General features: G+C 70.2%; 21 protein-coding genes. 7 read left to right on the top strand and 14 right to left on the bottom strand.

Features of this window, described 5'->3' with window-relative positions; genetic code table 11:
* Window positions 1–4: 4 nt before the first annotated feature.
* The 3 genes from ACZ6SA_RS48440 to ACZ6SA_RS48430 all read left to right on the top strand — a co-directional run bounded on the left by ACZ6SA_RS48440 (window position 5) and on the right by ACZ6SA_RS48430 (window position 2,687).
* Window positions 5–1,033, top strand: a complete 1,029-nt coding sequence (locus ACZ6SA_RS48440) for a LysR family transcriptional regulator (RefSeq protein ID WP_347647698.1) — start codon at window positions 5–7, stop codon at window positions 1,031–1,033.
* Between the two features lie 190 nt (window positions 1,034–1,223).
* Entirely contained in the window at window positions 1,224–1,499 is a 276-nt protein-coding gene (locus ACZ6SA_RS48435) for a DUF6461 domain-containing protein (protein WP_465836187.1), read from the top strand.
* 231 nt (window positions 1,500–1,730) lie between these two features.
* Window positions 1,731–2,687: a cyclase family protein gene (locus ACZ6SA_RS48430; RefSeq protein WP_465836185.1), complete on the top strand. Its 957-nt coding sequence runs from the start codon at window positions 1,731–1,733 to the stop codon at window positions 2,685–2,687.
* Between the two features lie 76 nt (window positions 2,688–2,763).
* Here the strand turns inward: ACZ6SA_RS48430 and ACZ6SA_RS48425 are convergent, their stop codons facing one another.
* Window positions 2,764–3,033 (bottom strand): SbtR family transcriptional regulator, encoded by a 270-nt coding sequence (locus tag ACZ6SA_RS48425; protein ID WP_465836183.1) that lies wholly within the window; start codon window positions 3,031–3,033, stop codon window positions 2,764–2,766.
* A gap of 80 nt (window positions 3,034–3,113) precedes the next feature.
* Between ACZ6SA_RS48425 and ACZ6SA_RS48420 the strand changes: the two genes are divergently transcribed.
* Together ACZ6SA_RS48420 and ACZ6SA_RS48415 are read left to right on the top strand one after the other, a co-directional pair.
* The gene (locus ACZ6SA_RS48420) at window positions 3,114–4,070 is read left to right on the top strand and encodes a hypothetical protein (protein ID WP_465836181.1); all 957 of its coding nucleotides are present in this window, start codon (window positions 3,114–3,116) and stop codon (window positions 4,068–4,070) included.
* A gap of 441 nt (window positions 4,071–4,511) precedes the next feature.
* Window positions 4,512–5,351: a helix-turn-helix domain-containing protein gene (locus ACZ6SA_RS48415; protein WP_465836179.1), complete on the top strand. Its 840-nt coding sequence runs from the start codon at window positions 4,512–4,514 to the stop codon at window positions 5,349–5,351.
* Between the two features lie 101 nt (window positions 5,352–5,452).
* On the opposite strand, the gene ACZ6SA_RS48410 is transcribed toward ACZ6SA_RS48415, so the two are convergent.
* Both ACZ6SA_RS48410 and ACZ6SA_RS48405 read right to left on the bottom strand, forming a co-directional pair.
* The gene (locus ACZ6SA_RS48410) at window positions 5,453–6,541 is read right to left on the bottom strand and encodes a hypothetical protein (protein ID WP_465836177.1); all 1,089 of its coding nucleotides are present in this window, start codon (window positions 6,539–6,541) and stop codon (window positions 5,453–5,455) included.
* A 172-nt stretch (window positions 6,542–6,713) separates the two neighbouring features.
* Entirely contained in the window at window positions 6,714–7,265 is a 552-nt protein-coding gene (locus tag ACZ6SA_RS48405) for an RNA polymerase sigma factor (RefSeq protein ID WP_465836175.1), read from the bottom strand.
* A gap of 149 nt (window positions 7,266–7,414) precedes the next feature.
* On the opposite strand from ACZ6SA_RS48405, the gene ACZ6SA_RS48400 reads away from it, so the two are divergent.
* A complete protein-coding gene (locus ACZ6SA_RS48400; RefSeq protein ID WP_465836173.1) occupies window positions 7,415–8,014 on the top strand; it encodes a hypothetical protein in 600 nt (199 codons plus the stop codon).
* Between the two features lie 209 nt (window positions 8,015–8,223).
* On the top strand, window positions 8,224–8,970 hold the full coding sequence (locus tag ACZ6SA_RS48395; protein ID WP_465836171.1) for a DJ-1/PfpI family protein: 747 nt from the start codon (window positions 8,224–8,226) through the stop codon (window positions 8,968–8,970).
* 161 nt (window positions 8,971–9,131) lie between these two features.
* Here the strand turns inward: ACZ6SA_RS48395 and ACZ6SA_RS48390 are convergent, their stop codons facing one another.
* The 11 genes from ACZ6SA_RS48390 to ACZ6SA_RS48340 form a co-directional block, all read right to left on the bottom strand.
* Entirely contained in the window at window positions 9,132–9,602 is a 471-nt protein-coding gene (locus ACZ6SA_RS48390) for a hypothetical protein (RefSeq protein ID WP_465836169.1), read from the bottom strand.
* Between the two features lie 193 nt (window positions 9,603–9,795).
* Window positions 9,796–10,464 (bottom strand): 4'-phosphopantetheinyl transferase family protein, encoded by a 669-nt coding sequence (locus tag ACZ6SA_RS48385; protein ID WP_465836167.1) that lies wholly within the window; start codon window positions 10,462–10,464, stop codon window positions 9,796–9,798.
* A gap of 11 nt (window positions 10,465–10,475) precedes the next feature.
* The gene (locus ACZ6SA_RS48380) at window positions 10,476–11,630 is read right to left on the bottom strand and encodes an acyl-CoA dehydrogenase family protein (RefSeq protein WP_465836165.1); all 1,155 of its coding nucleotides are present in this window, start codon (window positions 11,628–11,630) and stop codon (window positions 10,476–10,478) included.
* The gene (locus ACZ6SA_RS48375; RefSeq protein ID WP_465836163.1) at window positions 11,627–12,241 is read right to left on the bottom strand and encodes a hypothetical protein; all 615 of its coding nucleotides are present in this window, start codon (window positions 12,239–12,241) and stop codon (window positions 11,627–11,629) included. Before ACZ6SA_RS48375 ends, ACZ6SA_RS48380 begins: the two co-directional genes overlap by 4 nt.
* A complete protein-coding gene (locus tag ACZ6SA_RS48370; RefSeq protein WP_465836161.1) occupies window positions 12,241–13,041 on the bottom strand; it encodes a hypothetical protein in 801 nt (266 codons plus the stop codon). Before ACZ6SA_RS48370 ends, ACZ6SA_RS48375 begins: the two co-directional genes overlap by 1 nt.
* A 1-nt stretch (window position 13,042) precedes the next feature.
* Window positions 13,043–13,306 (bottom strand): acyl carrier protein, encoded by a 264-nt coding sequence (locus tag ACZ6SA_RS48365; protein ID WP_347647678.1) that lies wholly within the window; start codon window positions 13,304–13,306, stop codon window positions 13,043–13,045.
* Window positions 13,303–14,577 (bottom strand): type III PLP-dependent enzyme, encoded by a 1,275-nt coding sequence (locus tag ACZ6SA_RS48360; RefSeq protein WP_347647677.1) that lies wholly within the window; start codon window positions 14,575–14,577, stop codon window positions 13,303–13,305. The genes ACZ6SA_RS48365 and ACZ6SA_RS48360 overlap by 4 nt, the downstream gene beginning before the upstream one ends.
* On the bottom strand, window positions 14,574–15,911 hold the full coding sequence (locus tag ACZ6SA_RS48355; protein WP_347647676.1) for a preATP grasp domain-containing protein: 1,338 nt from the start codon (window positions 15,909–15,911) through the stop codon (window positions 14,574–14,576). The genes ACZ6SA_RS48360 and ACZ6SA_RS48355 overlap by 4 nt, the downstream gene beginning before the upstream one ends.
* A 6-nt stretch (window positions 15,912–15,917) precedes the next feature.
* Complete coding sequence (locus tag ACZ6SA_RS48350; protein WP_347647675.1) at window positions 15,918–16,850, bottom strand: 3-oxoacyl-[acyl-carrier-protein] synthase III C-terminal domain-containing protein; 933 nt, start codon at window positions 16,848–16,850, stop codon at window positions 15,918–15,920.
* Complete coding sequence (locus ACZ6SA_RS48345) at window positions 16,847–17,086, bottom strand: acyl carrier protein (protein WP_347647674.1); 240 nt, start codon at window positions 17,084–17,086, stop codon at window positions 16,847–16,849. The genes ACZ6SA_RS48350 and ACZ6SA_RS48345 overlap by 4 nt, the downstream gene beginning before the upstream one ends.
* A 15-nt stretch (window positions 17,087–17,101) precedes the next feature.
* A complete protein-coding gene (locus ACZ6SA_RS48340) occupies window positions 17,102–18,853 on the bottom strand; it encodes a fatty acyl-AMP ligase (protein ID WP_465836157.1) in 1,752 nt (583 codons plus the stop codon).
* Between the last annotated feature and the right edge of the window lie 79 nt (window positions 18,854–18,932).

Raw genomic sequence — 18,932 nt, 5'->3', positions numbered from 1 at the left:
CACCATGAACGTCCGCGAGCTCGAATGCTTCCTCGCCGTCGTCGACCAGGGCAGCATCACCCGGGCCGCCTCCGCGCTCTACCTGGCACAGCCGTCCCTGTCGCAGATCATCCGCCGCCTGGAGAGCGACCTCGGCGTGGAACTGTTCCGCCGGGTCGGGCGCGGACTGGTGCTCGCCCCGGCCGGTGAGGCGCTTGTCGGGCCGGCCCGCCAGGTCGTCCGTGACCTGCACCATGCCCGCCAGGTCGCCGAGGGTTACCGGGGGCTCGAACGCGGACGGGTCGACCTGGCGATCTCCACCTCCCTCACGTCCAACTTCCTGGCCGCGTGGGTAGGTCACTTCCGCCGCCAACATCCCGGGTTCACGGTCCGGCTCAAGCAGCACGACGGCGACACCGACGAGATCGTGCACCTGATCAGGTCGGGCGAGGCCGAACTCGCCTACGCGGTCGCGCCCGTGTCCCGGCAGGGAATCGACTGCTTCCGCATCGGGGAGGGCGAGGTCGTGCTGGCCCTGCCGCCCAGTTGGCGCGCCGAGTTCCCCGACCCGATCCCGGCCGCCCTGCTCGACGGCCTGCCCATGATCGTCGATCGGGGGTTCGGGCGTGCCTACCTCGACTCCATCGGCGTCGAGCCCACCGTCGTCGTCGACGTCAGCGAACCCGCCGGACTGGTGCCACTGATCATCGCCGGCGCAGGAGCCGCTGTCCTGCCGATGCGCCAGGCCCTGGACGCTCGACGCAGGGGAGCGAGCCTGCGCATGATCGAACCGCTGGCCGTACGGGCGATCTACGCCATCACCTCGACCTCCCCGCTGTCGATACCGGCCCGCCGGTTCCTCGAACTCAGCAGGGAGAACCTTGATCGCTGGCGGCGGGCCGTGACCAGACGCACCGACCGGGGCATGACGCTGCTGGAGGCGTCCATCGACGCCGACGATGTGATCGAAGCCGCGTATCAGCGGCTGGAGGAGACCCCTGACCAGCCGCCGGCGCCCCTAGCTTCCGCACCGCTCCCGCCGCAGGGGTCCTGACTTCCGGGCTCATGCCGGCCCGCTCCGGAGCGCGATACTGGCGAACACGTTGTGATCCGGCATCATCGTGGCGCGACTTCGAGGAGCGGCGTGTGGATCCCGTTGATGAGCACTTCGCCTTGCTGCTGAAGGCGGGCTGCCGAGGGAGCTCTGCCTGACCTGGTGCCAGGGGAACGACCTGGGGGGGTGGGTGGTCGCGCTCGAACCGCGGGGGTTCGAAGGCAGCAGGAAAGAGGTGCTGACGCGCCTGTCACGCTCGGGGCGGGCCTTGAGCGTCTACTGGAACGCCGAGATGGACAGCGCCGTCGCCTATGCCGCCGGCGGGCGGATGCTGACCACGTTCGATCTCGTGAACCCGGGCGAGCGCACCGGCGACGACCCGCACGCGCTCGACCCCCTGCTGTCCCAGATCGGCCTGGACGGCGGGCTGCCGACGCAGGCGAGGCGGCGACCGCGGTGGCCGTGAACCTGTCGCTGCCCCGCGCCGACGAGCTGCGCGTGCGGGTCCTGCACAACGCGGTCAGGCACATCGCCTACGACCTGCGGCATCCCTCCTGATCGTCCTTCGGCCCGGCCACGTGCTTGTCGCGTGAGGTTCGGTGTTGTCGACGGCCGTGGCGAGGTCGTGTCAAAGGAGAGGGCGGGATACCCTGCCTGCGGCGCCTCGAACCACGTGACCGGAGGAGTCGATGCTGGGATGACGGCAGAGCGACCGATGCCCACACAGGACGACGTGCTCGGCTACTTCGACACGCTGTCGAACTGGGGACGGTGGGGCGACGACGACGAGCTCGGCACCCTGAACCACATCACCGACGACGTCCGGCTGGCGGCGGCGCGGGCCGTGCGCCACGGCAGGAGCGTGTCGTGCGCATGGGAGGTTGCCGTACCGGAGGAGATGGAGCGGTCGACGACGACGTGCCCGTGCGCCGCCGACATGCCGGGGGCCGAGAACATGCCGGTGGCCGCATTCCACGCCGACCGGCGGTGGGGCTTCTCGTCCGAGCGGATCGGCGTCACGTTCCACGGCAACACCCTCACCCACATCGACTCGCCGTGCCACATCTTCTGGGACGGCACGATGTACAACGGGCGGTCGCACTCGCTGGTCGACGCCGCGACGGGATCGGCGTGGGCGTCCGTCACGGCGGCGGCGAACGGCATCATCACGCGTGGTGTCCTGCTGGACGTTGCGAGCGTGCGGGATGTGCCGTGGCTGGAACCGGGGCAGGGTGTGTTTCCCGACGATCTCGAGGAGGCCGAGCGTCGCCAGGGTGTGCGGGTACGATCCGGCGATGCGGTGCTCCTGCGGACCGGCTACGGCCGCGTCCGGCACGAGACCGGCGCGGTCAGCGGTTTCACGCAGGCCGGGTGGCACGCGTCCTGCCTGCCGTGGCTGCATGAACGGGAGGTCGCGCTGATCGGCGCCGACACCCCCCAGGACGTCCAGCCATCGGGGTACGAAGACGTGTTGATGCCGGTTCACGCGGTGAGCCTCGTCGCGATGGGTCTGTGGATGCTCGACAACTGCGACCTGGAGACGTGCGCGGCGACGGCCGCCGAGCTCGGCCAGTGGGACTTCCACCTCGCAGTCGCGCCGGTCCGCTTCGCCGGTACGTCCGGGAGCCCGGTCAACCCGATCGCCACCTTCTGACCGCGGTTCACGAGGAGGTGCGACGCCATGAGGGAAGCGGCCCGCATCTGGAACGCGAGCAACGAGGATTCCCTGGTCATGGGGCATGAGGTGCCGAAGGTTGTGGGCGCAGGCCGTCCATCATGACCGTGACGAAGCCGGCGGCCAGTTCCGGGGAGCTCTCGTTCGAGCGTGCGATCGCGTAGGCCGCCTCGCCCAGCAACACCGTGGTGACGGCCGGGTGAAGGTCGGCTCTGATCGCTCCGGCATCCTGCGCCCGGCCGATCAGGTCGTGCAACGTGTTGCGGAGTTCGGCGCGCCGCAAGGTGGTCAAGGGGACCTGCAGGCCTTCGAGCTGTTCGCTCATGATCCAGTGGGCCGCTTGAAAGTTGATCAGTTCGAGCAGGAAACCGCGCCGCCGCGCAGTCCGGTGGCGGGCCCGCGTGGGTGTCGTGGCTGACACCGCTCGGCTGGGCGGAGGCGCTGCGGCCCTACTCCGGGGAGCGCTGGTGGATCCTCGCGCTCGCGGCCGGCGCCGTGGTGACCCTGATCGTGCTGGGCGTGGCACTGTCGGAGCGGCGCGACCTCGGCGCCGGCATGTTCCACGCCCGCCGGGGCCCGGCCGCCGCCGGACCTCGCCTGGGCAGCCCGCTGGCGCTGGCCTGGCGGCTGCACCGCGGCCCGCTGATCAGCAGGATCGCCGGACTCGCCGTGGTCGGGCTCGTGGGGGGCGCGATGTCGGCGAGCCTCGGGACGCTGATGGACAACAGCGGCGCCGCGGCCCGAGAGGCGCTGGCCCGGCTCGGCGGTCCCGGCACGCTCGTCGACCAGTTCCTCGCCCCCATGATGACCATGCTCTGCCTGGTCAGCGTCGGCTTCGCCATCCAGGCCGCGCTGCTGCTCAGAGACGAGGAGCGCGACGGGCGGGCCGAGCCCTTGCTGGCCACCCCGGTGCGTCGGCTGCGCTGGGCGGGCAGCCACTTCGTGTTCATACTGCTCGGCCCGGCGCTCGGGTTGATCGCCTTCGGGACGGCCGCCGGTCTGGCGCACGGCCTCAACACGGGCAACGTCGCCCGCGAGCTGTCCCGCCTCCTCGCCGCCGCTCTCGTGCAACTCCCTGTCGTATGGGTGTTCACCGGGGTCGCGCTCGCCCTGTTCGGGCTGCTGCCCCGGCGGGTCGCCGGCACGTTCGCGGTGGCCATGGTGAGCCTGCTGTTCGGCTGGGTCGGCCTGGAGTTGCAGCTCGACCAGTGGGTCATCAACCTGTCGGTCTTCGAGCACGTACCGAAACTTCCCGGCGGGGTCATGACAGCCACGCCACTCATCGTCATGACCGTCGTCGCGGCGGCCCTCGTCGCGGTCGGCCTGGCCGGATTCACCCGACGCGACATGCCCACCACCTGAGCCTGGAAATCTCTGGCCCTACTGCCGTTACGACGTCGCTGCGGCCGTCCGTGGCGGACCTGCCCGCGGGGACACCCTGCGCACGTGGCTCCGCGAACACGACGTCGGCGACCACGCACTCACCGTCGTCTCAGCCGACATCACCCATCCGGCCCACGTCGCGGCCGCCGCGAAAGCGAACGTCCCGATCCACTGATCTCACAACTGGGAGGAACCTCGCGATCGAAATTGTGGATGCTGCGCTGAGATCTCGGCGATTCTCTGCGCTGGACATCCTGGAATACGCCGGTAACGCTGACTTCTGCCCTGCCTTGGGAAATGAGGATACGGGGGAACGGAGAGCAAATGTCTCGTTCGCGTGTGACGACCTTGAGAGACTGGGGCGCCGGCGCGGTCATGAGTCGTGAGATCGACAGAGGGGATCTCTGCGCCGGCGCACGCATGCTCGATCTCGGCGTGACCGTGCTGGAGGTGAAGAGGTTTCATCCGGTGACGGCTCAAGGCGAGCCGTGCCGGGCGGGCACCGAGCATGACGACGTGGTCCATCTCATCGTGCCGCAGCACGGCACCGTGAACGCGACCTGGTCGGGGCTGCGCCACACCGTGACCGTCGGTGATATCTACGCGCTCGACCTCGCCGGGTTGGAGGAGATGAACCTGCAGGCCGACGGACGTGACCATCTGGAGTTGGTCATGCTCGCCGTCCCGAAGCCGCTGCTGCCACTGCGCGGGGACGCGATGGCTGCTCTCCTTGGGCACGGCGTGTCCACCGACGGCGGAATGGCTGGGCTGCTCAAACAGTTCATCGACGACCTGTCCGACGAGAAACTGTCGCTCAGCCCGGCGGACCGGCGACGGCTCGGGGTGGTGCTGGTGGATCTCGTGGCCGCGTGTCTGTCCGGACCACTCGAATCCGAACATAACCCACGGTCGAGCTCTCAACGGGAGGCCCTGAGCCTGCGCCTACGCGCCTACATGCAGCGCCATCTGCATGACCCCGAGCTCAGCCCGCGGACGGTCGCGGCGGCGAACTACATCTCGGTCAGCTACCTCCACCGACTGTTCCAGGAGCAGGGCGACACGGTCTCGGCGTGGATCCGCGACCAGCGCCTCGGGCGCATACGCCGTGACCTCGCCGACGCCGCGATGGCCGACGTGCCGATCTACGAGATCGCTGCCCGCTGGGGGTTCGGCCAGCCAGGGGACTTCAGCCGGGCCTTCCGCACGGCCTATGGCGTGTCGCCGCGCGAGTTCAGGTCCGGAACAGCGTGCCGCTCCTGAACTCGTGGGCGGCGGAGGCCGCCTACGACCCGGCAAGGCCTTCCCGCCGTTCCGGTCACCGCGTCATCTTCGGCCATCTTCGTCGGCCCGCGCGGAGCCGGTCAGCGTTGCGGGCGGCGGCCCAGCTTGTCGGTCCAGCCGAACTCCTCGAAGGTCACCCGCGTCGTGTCCTCGCTCTTCTCGGTCACCGCGTACTCCAGCAGCTCCGCCGTGTCCTTGTTGACGATCAGCTGGAACTCGTACCCGTCGTCGCTCTTGACCGCCAGGCTGACCCCCTCACGCCCGGCGGCGTCCTCGACCTCGCCGTTCGAGGTGATGTCGGGCTGGTCGGCGAGGATCTGGAAGAGGGCCGCCCGGGTGCCGGGAGTGGTGGGGGCGGTCATGAGATCGACGGTGGTCTGCCACAGGTGGAGGTCGAACTCCTTGTCCGGGTCCGGCAGCTTCGCGAACTGGGCACGCAGGCGGCCGGCCAGCGCCTTCTTCGACGTGGGCAGTTCGCCGACGTTCTGCATGGTGATGTCCATGTTGGGGATCGACAGCGGCCGCGGCAGGTTGTCGTCGACGCTCTTGGGTCTGTCCTCCAGCAGCTTCGGCGAACCCTGCTCCCTCCACTCGGCCTCGTCCTGCGGCGAGGGGAAGACGACCTCGCGGTCCGCTCTCTTCACGCGGTGGGTGCCGCCCGTCCGCTTCGGCCGCCACCGCTCCTCGGTCTCGACGATGTACGCCTTGTACGGCGGCCCGTCGGGGTAGATGCTCTTCCGCAGCTGCTCCACCTTCTTGTTGTACTTCTCGTTGATCGCCACCAGCTCGTTGTCCTCCGCGCCGGTCCTGTCGACCTCCGCCTGCTCCTGGTGCCGGAGCTTCTCCGCCCCGGCCCAGAACTTCTCGGGCCAGTGGAAGGTGGGATGCGTCGTCCGCCGGCGGACGTACCAGTAGTCGCCGGACGTGGCGGTCTCACGCAGCGCGGTGTCCGCGGCGGCGAGCAGGAAGGACCGGGCGTCGATCCGGGTGGCCGGCGACGCCCCTGTGTCGCCGGCCGTGCTCCGCGGGGTGCGCGAAGGGTCCGCCGCGACCGGCGGGGTGTCACCGGCGGGCGCGCCGGGCAGCACGCCTGTGGAGACGACGACCGCTCCGGCGGCGACCGCGGCGACCGCGCCGGTGGCCAGGAGGAACATGGGACGGCGAGCCATGATCGCTCTCCACGTGGGTGTCGGGTTCCTGGTGCTGCGAAACGTTCTGGCGAGGTCCTCGCGGCGGCGCCGGCGGTAGCTCGCCTCGGCACTTTCGTCCAGCTCATCGGGCCTGAGCCGAGCGAACATACGATCGGTCATGTCTTCCCCCTACGGGTGGATCCTGCGGACGTCAGCTCTCCTCGGCGAAGCGGCTGCGGGCCGGTCGCACCGGTCGTCGCGCGGCCTCCACCTCCTGGCGCAGCCTGCCGTTGAGCCGCTTGCGCGCCCGGTGCAGCCGGACGTTGAACGCTCGCGCCGAGCAGCCCATGACCGTCGCGGCCTGATCGGGCGTCAGGCCGTACCAGGTGGCCAGGATCATCGCCTCCACGTCCTTCTCGGGAAGGGCGCGCAAGGCGGAGATGGCCTGCTCCCGGTCCACCACGTGCTCGGCGACATCCCAGGCGACGTGCTCCCGCTCACTGGTCAGCACGGCAATCCGCTCGACCAGGTTGTTGCGCCGGTACCGCACCTCGCGCTGCTTGGCGAGTTTGTTGCGGGCAACACCGAGCAACCACGGCAGCACCTGCTCGGGCAGTTCGTCGAGCCGGCGCCAGGCCACGAGGAATGTCTCGCTGCACACGTCCTCGGCCACGTTCTGCTCGACTCGGAGCAGCACATAGCCCAGCACATTCCGGTAGTGCCGGTCGTACAGCATGGTGAATCGCTCTTGGGGATCGTCCACACCCAGTAGTCCCGCCAGCCGTCCCTCGATTACCACCGGACCCGAACTCTTCCCGCCCATCGGGAGCGGTCGTGCCGCCGGCGGGCCCGGCCAATGTACGTCGGCCCTGATCCGGGAGCGCGGCGACCATGTGGAAGGATTTGGCCACGATGGGTCCGTTCTCCGTGGTGCGGTGGGTGCGCGCGGCGAGTTTCGCTGCCACGTGCGCCGTCCTGGCCACGCTCGGACACCTGGCCGGCGGAGGCTCCTTCGACTCGGCGGCGGCGCTGGGCGGTTTCCTGCTCCTCCTGCCGCCCGCGCTGGCCCTGACCGGACGCGAACGCACACTCGCCTCCATCCTGCCCGCGACGGCCGCCTCGCAGGTGATCCTGCACACGCTCCTCACGCAGAGCGCGCAGCGGCATGCGGCGGCCCATCATGCAGGGATGGACGGCATGGTCCATGCGCATCCCGGCGCGTTCCCCGGGTTCGGGATGCTGCTCGTGCACGCGGCGAGCGTGCTGCTCACCTCCGTGTGGCTGCGATGGCTGGAGGGGGTGCTGTGCTCCCTGGTGCGACAGCTGACCGGATGGGTGCTGCGCCCGCTGCTGGTCCTGTACTTCCTGACGGCCGGATGCGTGTCCGGCGCGCCGCGAACGATCACGCGGGCGCGCCCGGACGAGAGCGCGCGCATCCGGCTGTTCCTGCGCCACGTTCTCGTGCTCAGGGGACCCCCTGGAGACCGGACCCGGCCGGCGACGACCGCGTGATCCGGTGATGGCGAGCCTGCCGAACAGGCTCAGCCGTACGACCGCGCCGACGTTCTGAGCGTCAGCGGCACTCCGCTGCCCCGGCGCGTCCTCGCCGTGATCATTCGTGTTGTCCGCGGGTCCTCCCGCCGCCGCACCCGGCCGCCGTCGCGGCCGTCTTTGGCGTGCGCGCCTCCTGACACATCACAGCTCCCAGGAAGAGATGAACCATGAACAGAAGAACCGCTCTGAAAGCGGCGGCCGTCGGCGGCGTCGGGCTGCTGGGCCTGCAGGCGCCCGCACCGGCGGCGGCCGCAGCGCCGCCGCACGGCCGGCGGGTGGCGATCCTGCTGTACGACGGCATCACCGCGCTGGACGCGGTGGGCCCGTACGAGGTGTTGTGCCGGGTGCCGGACACCTCGGTGGTGACCGTGGCCAAACGAAAGGGCGCGGTGCGCACCGACACCGGCGTGCTCGGCCTGGTCGCCGACCGCACGCTGCGCCAGGTGCGGCAGGCGGACGTGCTGCTCGTGCCGGGCGCCGGCAACCGCGGGGTCATCGCCGCGATGGAGGACGAGGAGACCGTTGACTGGGTACGCCGCCTGCACAAGGGCACGACCTGGACGGTTTCCGTGTGCACGGGCGCGTTGATCCTGGGCGCCGCCGGGTTGCTGCGCGGCGTGCCCGCCACCACGTACTGGGCGTCACGGGACTACCTGGAGACCACGTTCGGCGCCCTGCCCGCGCCTGGCCGCTTCGTCGAGTCCGGCAAGATCATCACGGCCGGTGGAGTGTCCGCCGGCATCGACATGGCCCTGCATCTGGCGTCCAAACTCACCGACGACAGGACGGCGCAGGCGCTCCAACTGGCCGTGGAGTACGACCCGGAGCCGCCCTTCGACACCGGCAGCCCGGAGAAGGCAGGACCTGACCTGCAGAAGTACGCCCTGAAACTTCTGGAGGACGCCGCCCGCTGACGCGCTCCGACCACGTCCCCCCGGCTCGGCAGCGCCAGACCGGCAGAAAGCGAACAGGCACCGGCCGGAACCGGTGCCTGTTCGATGTGTCTGGCGCAGTCAGATGGAGCCCTGCGCGCTCTTCTGCGGGAGGCGTATCACCTCATCGCCGTCGGCGGCTCTCAGTGATCGGAGACCGTGATCTTCATGCGGACGGAGCCGTCGTTGTCGCGGAGGCAACCGTCGGCGTCGTTGACGCGCAGCTGGAGGAAGCCCGCTTCGCGGGCCCGGATCAAGCCCCTGCTGCCGACCCTGTAGAGGTCTCCGTTGATCTTCGCGATCATCGAGCCGTGCGGGTGCCTGCTGAGGATCTTGCATGGCTGGTAGATCCTGCGGTCGATGTGCCTGGGGTAGCCGGCCGAGGACACGTAGGGGAACTCGCGGTGGTCGACCGTCCACCGGCCGCCGGCGTAGCGGGTCCGGATCATGTCACCGGGCTCGACGTACACGCCCGCGTGCTGCCAGCCCTTCTCGGCGCTGATCCATTTGCTCTTGCCGTAGTACGACGTGGCCGAGGCGGGTGAGGCGCCGGCGAGCACGCAGCCGCCGGCGGTGAGCGTGGCGAGGAAAAGGGTGGCCAGCTTCGATCGCATCTGTGAATGCCCTTCCGGGTCTCTTTTTCTTTATGGTCGCCGTACATATGGGTTAGATGCGCCCGAGGAAGGAAGGTTCGGAGCGTTGCCATATTTTTTCGCCCCGAACATCGTTCTCCGCGAAAGGGATCGAAAGTCGAATCAAAAGACCTGTGGCCGGCTTCCCAGACCCTCAAAAAGGTACGCATGGGTCCTAAATGGTGGAATTCGGCCAGGTCGGAAGAGTTCGAGCGCTGATCGCCGCTGCCGCCCGGAATCCGGGCGGCACCGGTACGTCCAGCACCAGCCACGTTCCCGGCAGGCTGCCGGCCGGGTCCCGGACGAGCACGGGTGACGGCCCGTTGACCGGTAGCCGCAGACCCTGAGCCAGCCGCCCGCCGGCCGCCTTGACGCAGGCCTCGCGCCGCGTCCAGAGCCACGCGAAACGCTCCGGCGACCCGTCGACGAACTCGGCCTCCCCCGCTGGGAAGAACCTGCGGGCGAACGCCGCCCGGTCGAGCTCGGGACGCAGCCGCTCCACGTCGACGCCCACGCTGCGCCCGTACGCCACGACCAGCAAGGCCAGGTCCCCCGAGTGCGACAGGTTCCACTGCACGTCGGGCCTGGCCGGCACGTACGGCTTGCCGTGCCTGCCGGCGGCGATCCGCACCTCGTCGGGGCGAACGCCCATGCGCCGGCCGAGCACCCGTCTCACGACCACGTGGGAGACGATGAAGCGCCGCCTGGCGTCCGCGTCGGTGAGGTCCGCCGCCCTGGCCTGCTCGTGCTCGTCGAGCCGGCTCGACAGTTCGTCCAGGTCCGCCGTCCGGGCGGTGGAGATCCGCCAGATCTCCACGCCCCGCCACAAGGTCAACGCTTCCACCGGCGATCGCGTCAGCCGCGGAGGAGCGTGCCTTGGGAGATGCCCTGGAACACGTTGAGATGGTGGACGTTCCGCGTGCCCTCCATGTACTCGATGCCGCGCGCGTCGCGTGCGAACTTGTCGAGCAGCGGATGCTCCAGGCGCGCACCGGGCCCGAAGAAGTCGAGCGTGCGCAGGGTCACGTCCTCCGCCAGGCGGGCCGCGCGCGACTTCGCCGCGGAGGCGAGCGGGCCCACACCCGGACCATCCTGGTCCGACGCGAGGGCGGCCCGGCGGACGAGCTGCCGCACGCCTTCGATGCGCAGGCCGATGCCGTCGAGCTCGGCGCGTTCCCATGCGGTGAGCTCACGCCGGTGCGCGCGTACGTAGTCGTGGGCGCCGCGGGCGATCCCCAGTCCGAGGGCGGCCACAACGGGTCGCAGCTGGTTCAGCGCGCGGACGGCGCCGAGCAGCCCGCGCCTGGACGGGGACAGGTGCGCTCCGAGCAGCCGGCCGGCCGGGATCTCGACGGAGGTGAGGCGCACATCGGTGACCTGGTTGCCGCGCAGCCCCACCGTGGGAATCGGCGTGGCGGTGAAGCCGGGGTGGCCCGTGTCGGCGAGCACCGCGACGATGCCGAGCGGTCCCGGCTTGACCCGGGCGAAGATCACGCCGAGGTCGGCGCGGGCGGCGTTGCCGATGAAGCGTTTGGCGCCGTCGAGCAGCAGGCGATCGCCGTCCTGGGTGAGCGTGGTCTGCAGCGCGCCCGCGTCCGATCCGCGTTCGGGCTCGGTGAGCGCGAAGAAGGTCCAGGTGGGACGTTCGGTGATGCGCCCGAAGAAGAGCTCCTGCTGCGCCCTGCTGCCGAGGTGGCTGACGAGCACCCCGGACATCGAGGGGCCTGGTGCGGCCAGCATCATGCCCGCGTCGGCGGCTGCCAACTCCTCGCAGAGCGTGACCCGCTCCATCCCGCTTCCGCGGAAGGGGTGGCCGTCGAGCACGATCGGATCGTCGTCGTACTCCTCGGGAACCGGAAACCTGGCGAGGAACCGCATGGCGGGCAGATCGAGGAGCTCGTGCACCAGGCCGGGAGTGCGTTCCAGGTCGAGCGCCCACTTCGCGAGGTCCTGCGCCCACTCGCGGGCATGGGCACGCAGCACCGACTGCCGCTCGTTCAGCTCGATCATCGCGCTGCCTTTCCGGTGTAGGCGTCGGCCAGGAGTTCGGAGACGTGGGCGCTCTGGCCGGGGCCGTCGGCGCGGAAGCCGCTGCCGCCGAGCAACCTCAGCAGCATGCGGTCCGCCAGCGTGATCCGCTGGTGGAGCGCCGTCAGATGGTCGTGGTCGAGATCGCCGGGCTGCGCTCCCTCGAGCACCGTGAGGACCTCCAACTGCTCGATCACCGCCTCGGCCAGCTGGGCCTTGACCAGTTGGAGCAGCAGCAGCGGCGACCCGTCAGACGTGCGGCCGCCCAGATAGGAACGGCAGTGTTCGAGGAGCCCTTCGGACAGGCCGTAGCGCAGCCAGGCCAGCCCCAGGGTCCATGCGGCGTTCGCCTCCGCCCTCGCCGGCTCGCGCAGGGCCACCAGTGACCGCCCGTGCAGCGCCACCTCGCCGAGGCTGGTGGCCGTGGCCTGCGCGCCCGCCACCTCGCACGGGACGAGGGCGTGACCGGCAGGACCGTAGACGACCCTGCCCGCCGCCGGCCCCGCGTGCAGCAGGAGAGCCGCGGCGACCAGCCCTTCCGTCCTGGCGGTGTCGCGGATGGTCGCGTAGGGGGATTCGTCGTGGGAAGTCATCACGCCTCGCCTTGGGTGTCGAGTGTGCAGATGCTGAGGTTGCCCATCGTGCGGTCGTAGTCGGCGACGGCGACTCGCCGGCGGCGCCACCCGGGCAACGCGGCGGCCAGCGCCACCCAGACCCCGGTGCAGGGCAATCCGGGCGGCGCGACCCTGATGTCCTCGAACTCGTTCGGGAGCGTCGCCGCCAGGCCCCGTCCCGCGACCAGCGCCGTATGCCCTCCCAGCTCCGCGGCGAGCAGGCCGGCCACCCGCCCGGGGGGAATCTCGGTCCATTGACGCACCTCGAAGCCCTCCGCCAGTTCGCCGCCGCCGGTGAACACCAGGCCCGCGGCGCAGTCCCGCAGCGGCACGACCTCTTCCGTCCCTGCCACGTCATAAGGCAGGCTCCGCTGGTCCATCACCATCAGCACGCAGGCCGGCGCCCCGTACGTGCGAAGGATCTTCAGGGCGGTGAAAGGCGCGACCACCCCCTGATCCGTCACCCCGAGCGGGAAGGGCTCTCCGGGGAGCAGGTCCGCGAGGAGCGAGGTCGGCGACCGGATCAGATCGGTGTCGGGCACGGCGGTCGCCAGGGCGAACACGTCGACCGGCACCGGCAACGGCCCCAGCTCCGGGACCACGGCCGCTGCCATCTCCGCGTAACTGTTGAGCCGGGTGGACAGGTAGCCGGGGCGCGGAGGCAGGCCGTACAGGCCGGTGACGTCCTGGACGTAGCTGTCCATCAGCGCGTGGGCCCGGCCGGGGGGGAACGGCCGTCCCTCGTCGAACATCCGGGTTTCGATGCGATGCAGCCGCACGCTAGCCCTGCTCGATGACGTAGTCGGCGAGCGAGCCGACCGTCTCGAAATGCCGCTGCTCCAGAGTGTCGGTGTCGAACTCGATCCGCAGGTCGTCCTCCAGCCGCATCAGCAGCTCCAGCACGCTCGTCGAATCGAGTCCGAGGTCGTCGAACAGGCGGGTCGGCTCGTGGATTTCCGAGCTTTCCCTGCCGAGCATGGCGGCGAGGGCGCCCGCGATGGCGCCGGTGATCGCGGAACGCTCGATCTCCTGGGTTCTGCTCATGAGCTGGTCTCCTTACGTGGGATGAGTCGCTGCCTGTCCAGCAGGTCGCCGACACGGTCGCGGTCGCGGACGAGGTGGGCCACACCGTCGACCACCAGGACCTCCGCGGGATGCCCGTGGCTGAGGAAGAGCACCGGTGACGCGCTGGGGCCGTACGCGCCGGAGTTGAACACCCCGAGCAGGTCGCCGGGACGCAGTTCTGGCAGCTCGACCGCCTTGCCGATCGTGTCGTTGGGCGTGCACAACGGGCCGGTGACGTTCCAGGGTCCCGATGGCGGGTCGGTCCGGTTGAGCAGCCGCATCGGGAAGTTGCGCTTGACGAACGACCCGATGCCCACAGCCGCCATGTGGTGGTTGGTGCCGCCGTCGGCGATCGCGAACCGCTCCCCCATCGAGGACTTCACGTACCGCACGCGTACGACGTAGACACCGGCCGGCGCGGTGAGGTAGCGGCCCAGCTCCATGATCATCCGGGTCCCGGGATGGTGTGCGGCGAACCCCTCGATGACCGGGTTGAGCAGGCCGGCCAGGACGTCCACGTCGAGGTCCCGCTCGCCGTCGAAGTAGGCCACGCCGAGCCCGCCGCCGACGTCGACGATGTCGAGGGGAAAGCCGAGCTTCTCCGACAGCCGTTCCGCCATGTCGAGGATGAGCGCCGTGTTCTGCGCGACGACGTCCTCGCTGAGGATGCGGGTCCCCATGTACGCCTGGACACCGACGATCCGCACGTTCGCATGTCCGCCCACGAGGTCCGGCGCTCCCAGGAGCTGCTCCTCGTCGATGCCGAACTGGCGGGGCTTGCCTCCCATCGTCAGCTTCGAGCCCTTGACGGAGAAGGCGGGATTGACGCGGAGCACCACGGCCGCGGTCTGGCCTCGTTCGGCGGCGAGGCGGTCGATCAGGTCCAGCTCGCCGAAGGACTCGCACACGATGGCGCGCACCGGCGTGTCGAGACAGGCGCGCAGTTCCGCCTCGCTCTTGCCCGGGCCGAGGAAGATGATGTTCGCGGGCGCGATGCCGGCCCGCACGGCGGTGGTCAGCTCGGCCAGGGAGGAGACCTCGGCCCGCGCGCCGTACGAACCGAGCAGGGCGCAGATGGACAGGTTCGGGTTCGACTTGAGCGAGAAGAAGAGCTCGAGCCGTGCGTGCAGGCGGGCGCGCAACCTCTCGTACTGGTCTCGCAGGGCGTCACCGTCGTACAGGTAGAGCGGTGTGCCGTACTGGCCGGCCAGCTCACCGATCCCGATCCCCTGGACCTGGTACGCCGTCATGTCAGTCTCCTCACGATCTCGTGGTCGAGGGCGGTCCGCGCATCGTGGTCGTCGGCGATCAGCAGGCCGTACAGGCGCCCGTCGAAGGAGGAGCTCTCCCGTGCGGCGGCGTTCACCGTGGCGAAATTGTTGACGAGCAGGCCGGCGCCGCCCGGGCCCTCCAGCAGCAGCCCTGCCAGCTTCCCGCGCAGAACCCGGTACGGCAGGCGCTCGCTGAGCCGTAGCGGGTACTGCCTGGCCAGCGCGACCTGCCCCGGCGCCATGAAGCGCTCCTGAAGGGGCAGCTGGTAGGTCGACATGTTGTGGCGCGCGTTGATCTCGACCACGGGATACAGCCGCCCGCTCGTGTCCACCATGGCGTCCACGCCGACCACGCCGTGGAAGCCGTCCCGTGCGAGGATCTTCGCCAGCCGCTGGGAGGATTCCTCCAGCTCGGCCACCTGAGCGGCCGTGATCGTCGCCGGGATGCGGTGCCCCTTGTGCACGCCGTTCTCGGTGATGGCCTCCTTGACGAAGTCGAAGTGCGCGTTCGCGTCCGGGCCGACGGTGAACTGGTAGTTGAGGTCGGCGGACTTGGCCACCCACTCCTCGATGACCAGCGCGACCGTGTCGTCGCCGGACTTGGCGGCCCGGCGCCGGATCATCGCGTGCAGGCGCTCCAGTCTCCGCCGGTCCTCGACCACCACGATGCCCTTGCCCGAGACGCCGAAGGCGTCCTTGATCACCAGGCTCCTGCCCTGGTCGAGCAGGGGCAGCGCCTCGTCCAGCGCGGCCTCCAGCTCGGCCATGGTCTCGGCCGTCCGCCCGGCCACCTGGCGCAGGCCGGCGTCGTCGGCGGCCCGGCGACTGTAGATCTTGCTGTTCACCACCTTGCACACGTCGGCCCGCGGCGTGACCAGGGGCAACCCGGTCGCCGCGGACAGCCGCTCCTCCAGGATCGAGGTGCCGTGCGGGGCCAGCCGGACGCCTTCCAGCGCCGACAGGGTCGCCACAAGGTCAGGGTCGTCGAGCGCGTCGAGCGTCACGGTGCGTTCCGGGTCGTTGCGCGCGACCGTGTGGATCCGGGGCAGGTCGACGCCCAGCTCGGCGAGATGGGCGACGTAGTCCTCGTCGGGAGCCTCCTTGAGGATCACGTGGTCGTGAGGGCCCGCCAGGAGCAGGGTGAACTCGTCCATCCGGTTGACGACGGCGGCTCCGGCGGAGAATCCCGGGCGGGGAAGACCCTTCTCCCCCACCGCCCACTGGTCCTCGACCTCGAAATTGCCGACGAAGGCCAGCGGCGTGTCCGGCGAACCCGTCAGCGCCGACTTGACGCGTTGGAGAAACATGAGCATGCCTTTTCAGTGTTCGAACACCATGGCGGAGAAGAACCCGCCCAAGCCCACGGCGGCCATCACGTACCGGTCGCCCGGCCGTAACCGGCCGAGTTCCTGAGCCGTACGGAGATTGATGAAGGAGTCGGCGCAGAAGCAGTGGCCGGTCTCCGGGACGTTGTCCAGCAGGACTCGTTCCAGCGGGAAACCCATGAGCCGGCACACCCGCACCCAGGAGACGCGGTTGACGTTGTGCGGCAGGATCAGGGCCACGTCGTCGAGGGAGATCCCGGCCCGGTCCACGGCGGCCGTCAGGACGTCGGCCACCGCGTTCGGATAGACCTGCTGGAAGTCGGCGTTCAACTCGTCAGGGAGCACGTAACCGGAGTGGAACCTGCCGTACGTGCGCGTCGCGTATCCGAGCACCCGATCGTGCCCGCCGCCGACGCCGACCAGGAGCGCCGCCGCCCCTTCACCGTTCACGGCCGCGCCGGGCACCGTTCTCGCCATGGTGGTGAAGGTCTTCTCGCCGGTCAGGATCAGGGCGAGGGCGTCGGGATCGCCGTCGGCCGCCAGCAGCCGGCCGGCGAGGTCGACCGCGAGCAGCCCCGACGCGCACACCTGGTGGACGATGGCGAACGCCTGCGCCCGGCGCAGCCCGAGCGCCCGCCTCACCTCGTGAACGTCGCTCCTCGGGTAGACGGTCGCGACCGGCATGCTCCGTGCCTGGATCACGTAGCGAACGCGGTCCTCCTGGCCGTGCAGTTCGCTGAGCTTGCCGGCGGCGGCGAGCATGAGGTCGTAGCCGGTGCCGCCGGGCTCGCGGCGGACGTGCGAGAGACCGAAGAACCGTTCGAACGCCCTGAGCTGCGCGTCCGTCAGCCCCAGCTCGTCCTGGAGCGAGGCGATCGCCACGCGTTGCGGCGGAAGGTGGACGGCGACTTCCCGCAGGTCGGTCATCGCTGTTCCACCAGCGTGCTCAAGTGCTCGGCCAGCGCGTCGATGGTCTCGTAGTCCCAGGCCACGGTCGGCTCTATCCGCAGATCCAGATGGTCCTCGATGTCGCCGCACATCGCGAACGTGTAGACCGAGTCAAGCCCGTACGTCGCCAGCGACACCGAAGGACTGATCTCCGACGGATCCCTGCCGAGGTAGGACGCGACCCGCTGGGTCAGCCAGCTACGCAGATCGTCCACGGACGTCTCCTTCGTTCATGTCACCCGGTAGCGAGCGCGCACGGCGGGCGTGAGCTCCTCGTGCACGGCCTTGAGCTCGTCCTTGGTGAACAGGTCGCGCGTCAGCCCGCGCTGGATCTTCCCGCTGGTGGTCCGCCGGACCTGGGACGGCCTGACCAGGACCACGCCGCCGACCGCGACGCCGAAGTCACGCCGGATGGCGCTGCGGATCTGCGCGGCGAGGCCGGACGGCGTCATGTCCTCCAGGGCGTGCGCGCGGCACTCCTGGACGATCACGATCTCCTCGTCCGGGGTGGGCACCGTGAAGACCGCGCCGACCCCGCGAGCGAGCGCCGGGTGCGCCGCGCGCACCGTCGCCTCCAGATCCTGGGGGTAGAGGTTCTGCCCGTGGACGATCAGCACTTCCTTGATCCGGCCCGTCACGTAGAACTGACCGTCGTGGATCGTCCCGAGGTCGCCGGTGCGCAGGTAGTCGCCGCCGCCCCGGCCGGTGGTCGCTCCGAAGACGGCCCTCGTCGCGTCAGGACGGTTCCAGTAGCCGCGCGCCACCTGGGGACCGCGCACCCAGATCTCGCCGATCTGCCCGTCCGGCAGGATCTCGCCGTTCACGGGGTCCACGATGACGATCTCGTCGCGGGCGGGCCCGCTGGAGACCAGGTGCCGGGTGTGCTCCTCCGTACCCGCCGGCAGGGCGGGCACGAAGTGGCCGAGGGCGAGTTGGAAGGCGTCCGCGCCGGTGGTCACCGGGCCGCGCCGATGGTCGGAGCAGCTCACCGCCAGGGTCGCCTCGGCCAGGCCGTAGGCGGGGAGCATGGCCACGGGATCGAGCCCATGAGGCTGGAAGCGCTCGATGAAGGCCTGCTGGGTCGCGGCGCGGATCGGCTCCGATCCGTTCAGCACCTGGGTGACCGAGGAGAGGTCGATCCCGGCCGCCTGCGTCTCGGTGACCGCTCGCACGCAGAGGTCGAAGGCGAAGTTGGGGGCGGCGGTGAGGTTGACGCGGTGCCGGTCGAGCAGCCGCAGCCAGGCGTGCGGCCGTTTCACGAAGGCCAGGGGGGACATCAGCACCGTCGTGGCGCCCAGGCACAGGGGGGTCAGCAGCAGGCCGATCAGCCCGAAGTCATGGAAGGTCGGCAGCCAGCCGCCGAAGCGCGTCCTTGATGTGGCACCGGTCAGCCGGCAGAAGAGCTCGGTGTTCGCCCGGACGTTGCCGTGGTCGACCATGACGCCCTTGGGGTCTCCGGTGGAACCGGACGTGTACTGCAGGAAGACCAGGCTCTGCGCGCCGGTCGTCCCCGGGTCGGCCCACTGCTCGGCCGGCGGGAGCGCTCCGTCGACGGCCAGGCAGGTCATCGTCTCCAGAGCGGCGTCGGCGGCCCACTCCTGTACGCCGTCCAGCCCTGCCTGCTCGGCCAGCGCCACCTTGACGCCCGCGTCTCTGGCGATGCCCGCCAGGCGGGCCTGGTGGCTGCGGTGACCGCCGGGCGGCGGCGCCGGAACCGCGATCATGCCCGCGTAGACGCAGCCGAAGAAGGCCGTGACGAAGCCGAGGCCCGGCTCGTTGAGCAGCAGGACCCGATCGCCCGGGTCGGCGTGCAGGTGGAGCAGCGCGGCCACGCGGCGCGCGGCTCGATCCAGCTCGGCGTAGGTGAGGCACTGGTCTCCGGCGGCGTCCGTCGGGTCCGTCGCGAAAACGACCGCTTCCTGATCGCCGCGGACGACGGCCCAGTCCCGCAGGAGCGCCGTCAAGGTGTCGTGGTCAGGCATGCAACCCTCCCTGATGGGAACTTGATGGGATGATTTCGTCCGGTTCTCGGAGGCGACAGCCGCGTTCGGGCGGCCCAAG

Source organism: Nonomuraea sp. NPDC049378 (assembly GCF_055586745.1).
This window is presented reverse-complemented; position numbering and strand designations above follow the sequence as displayed.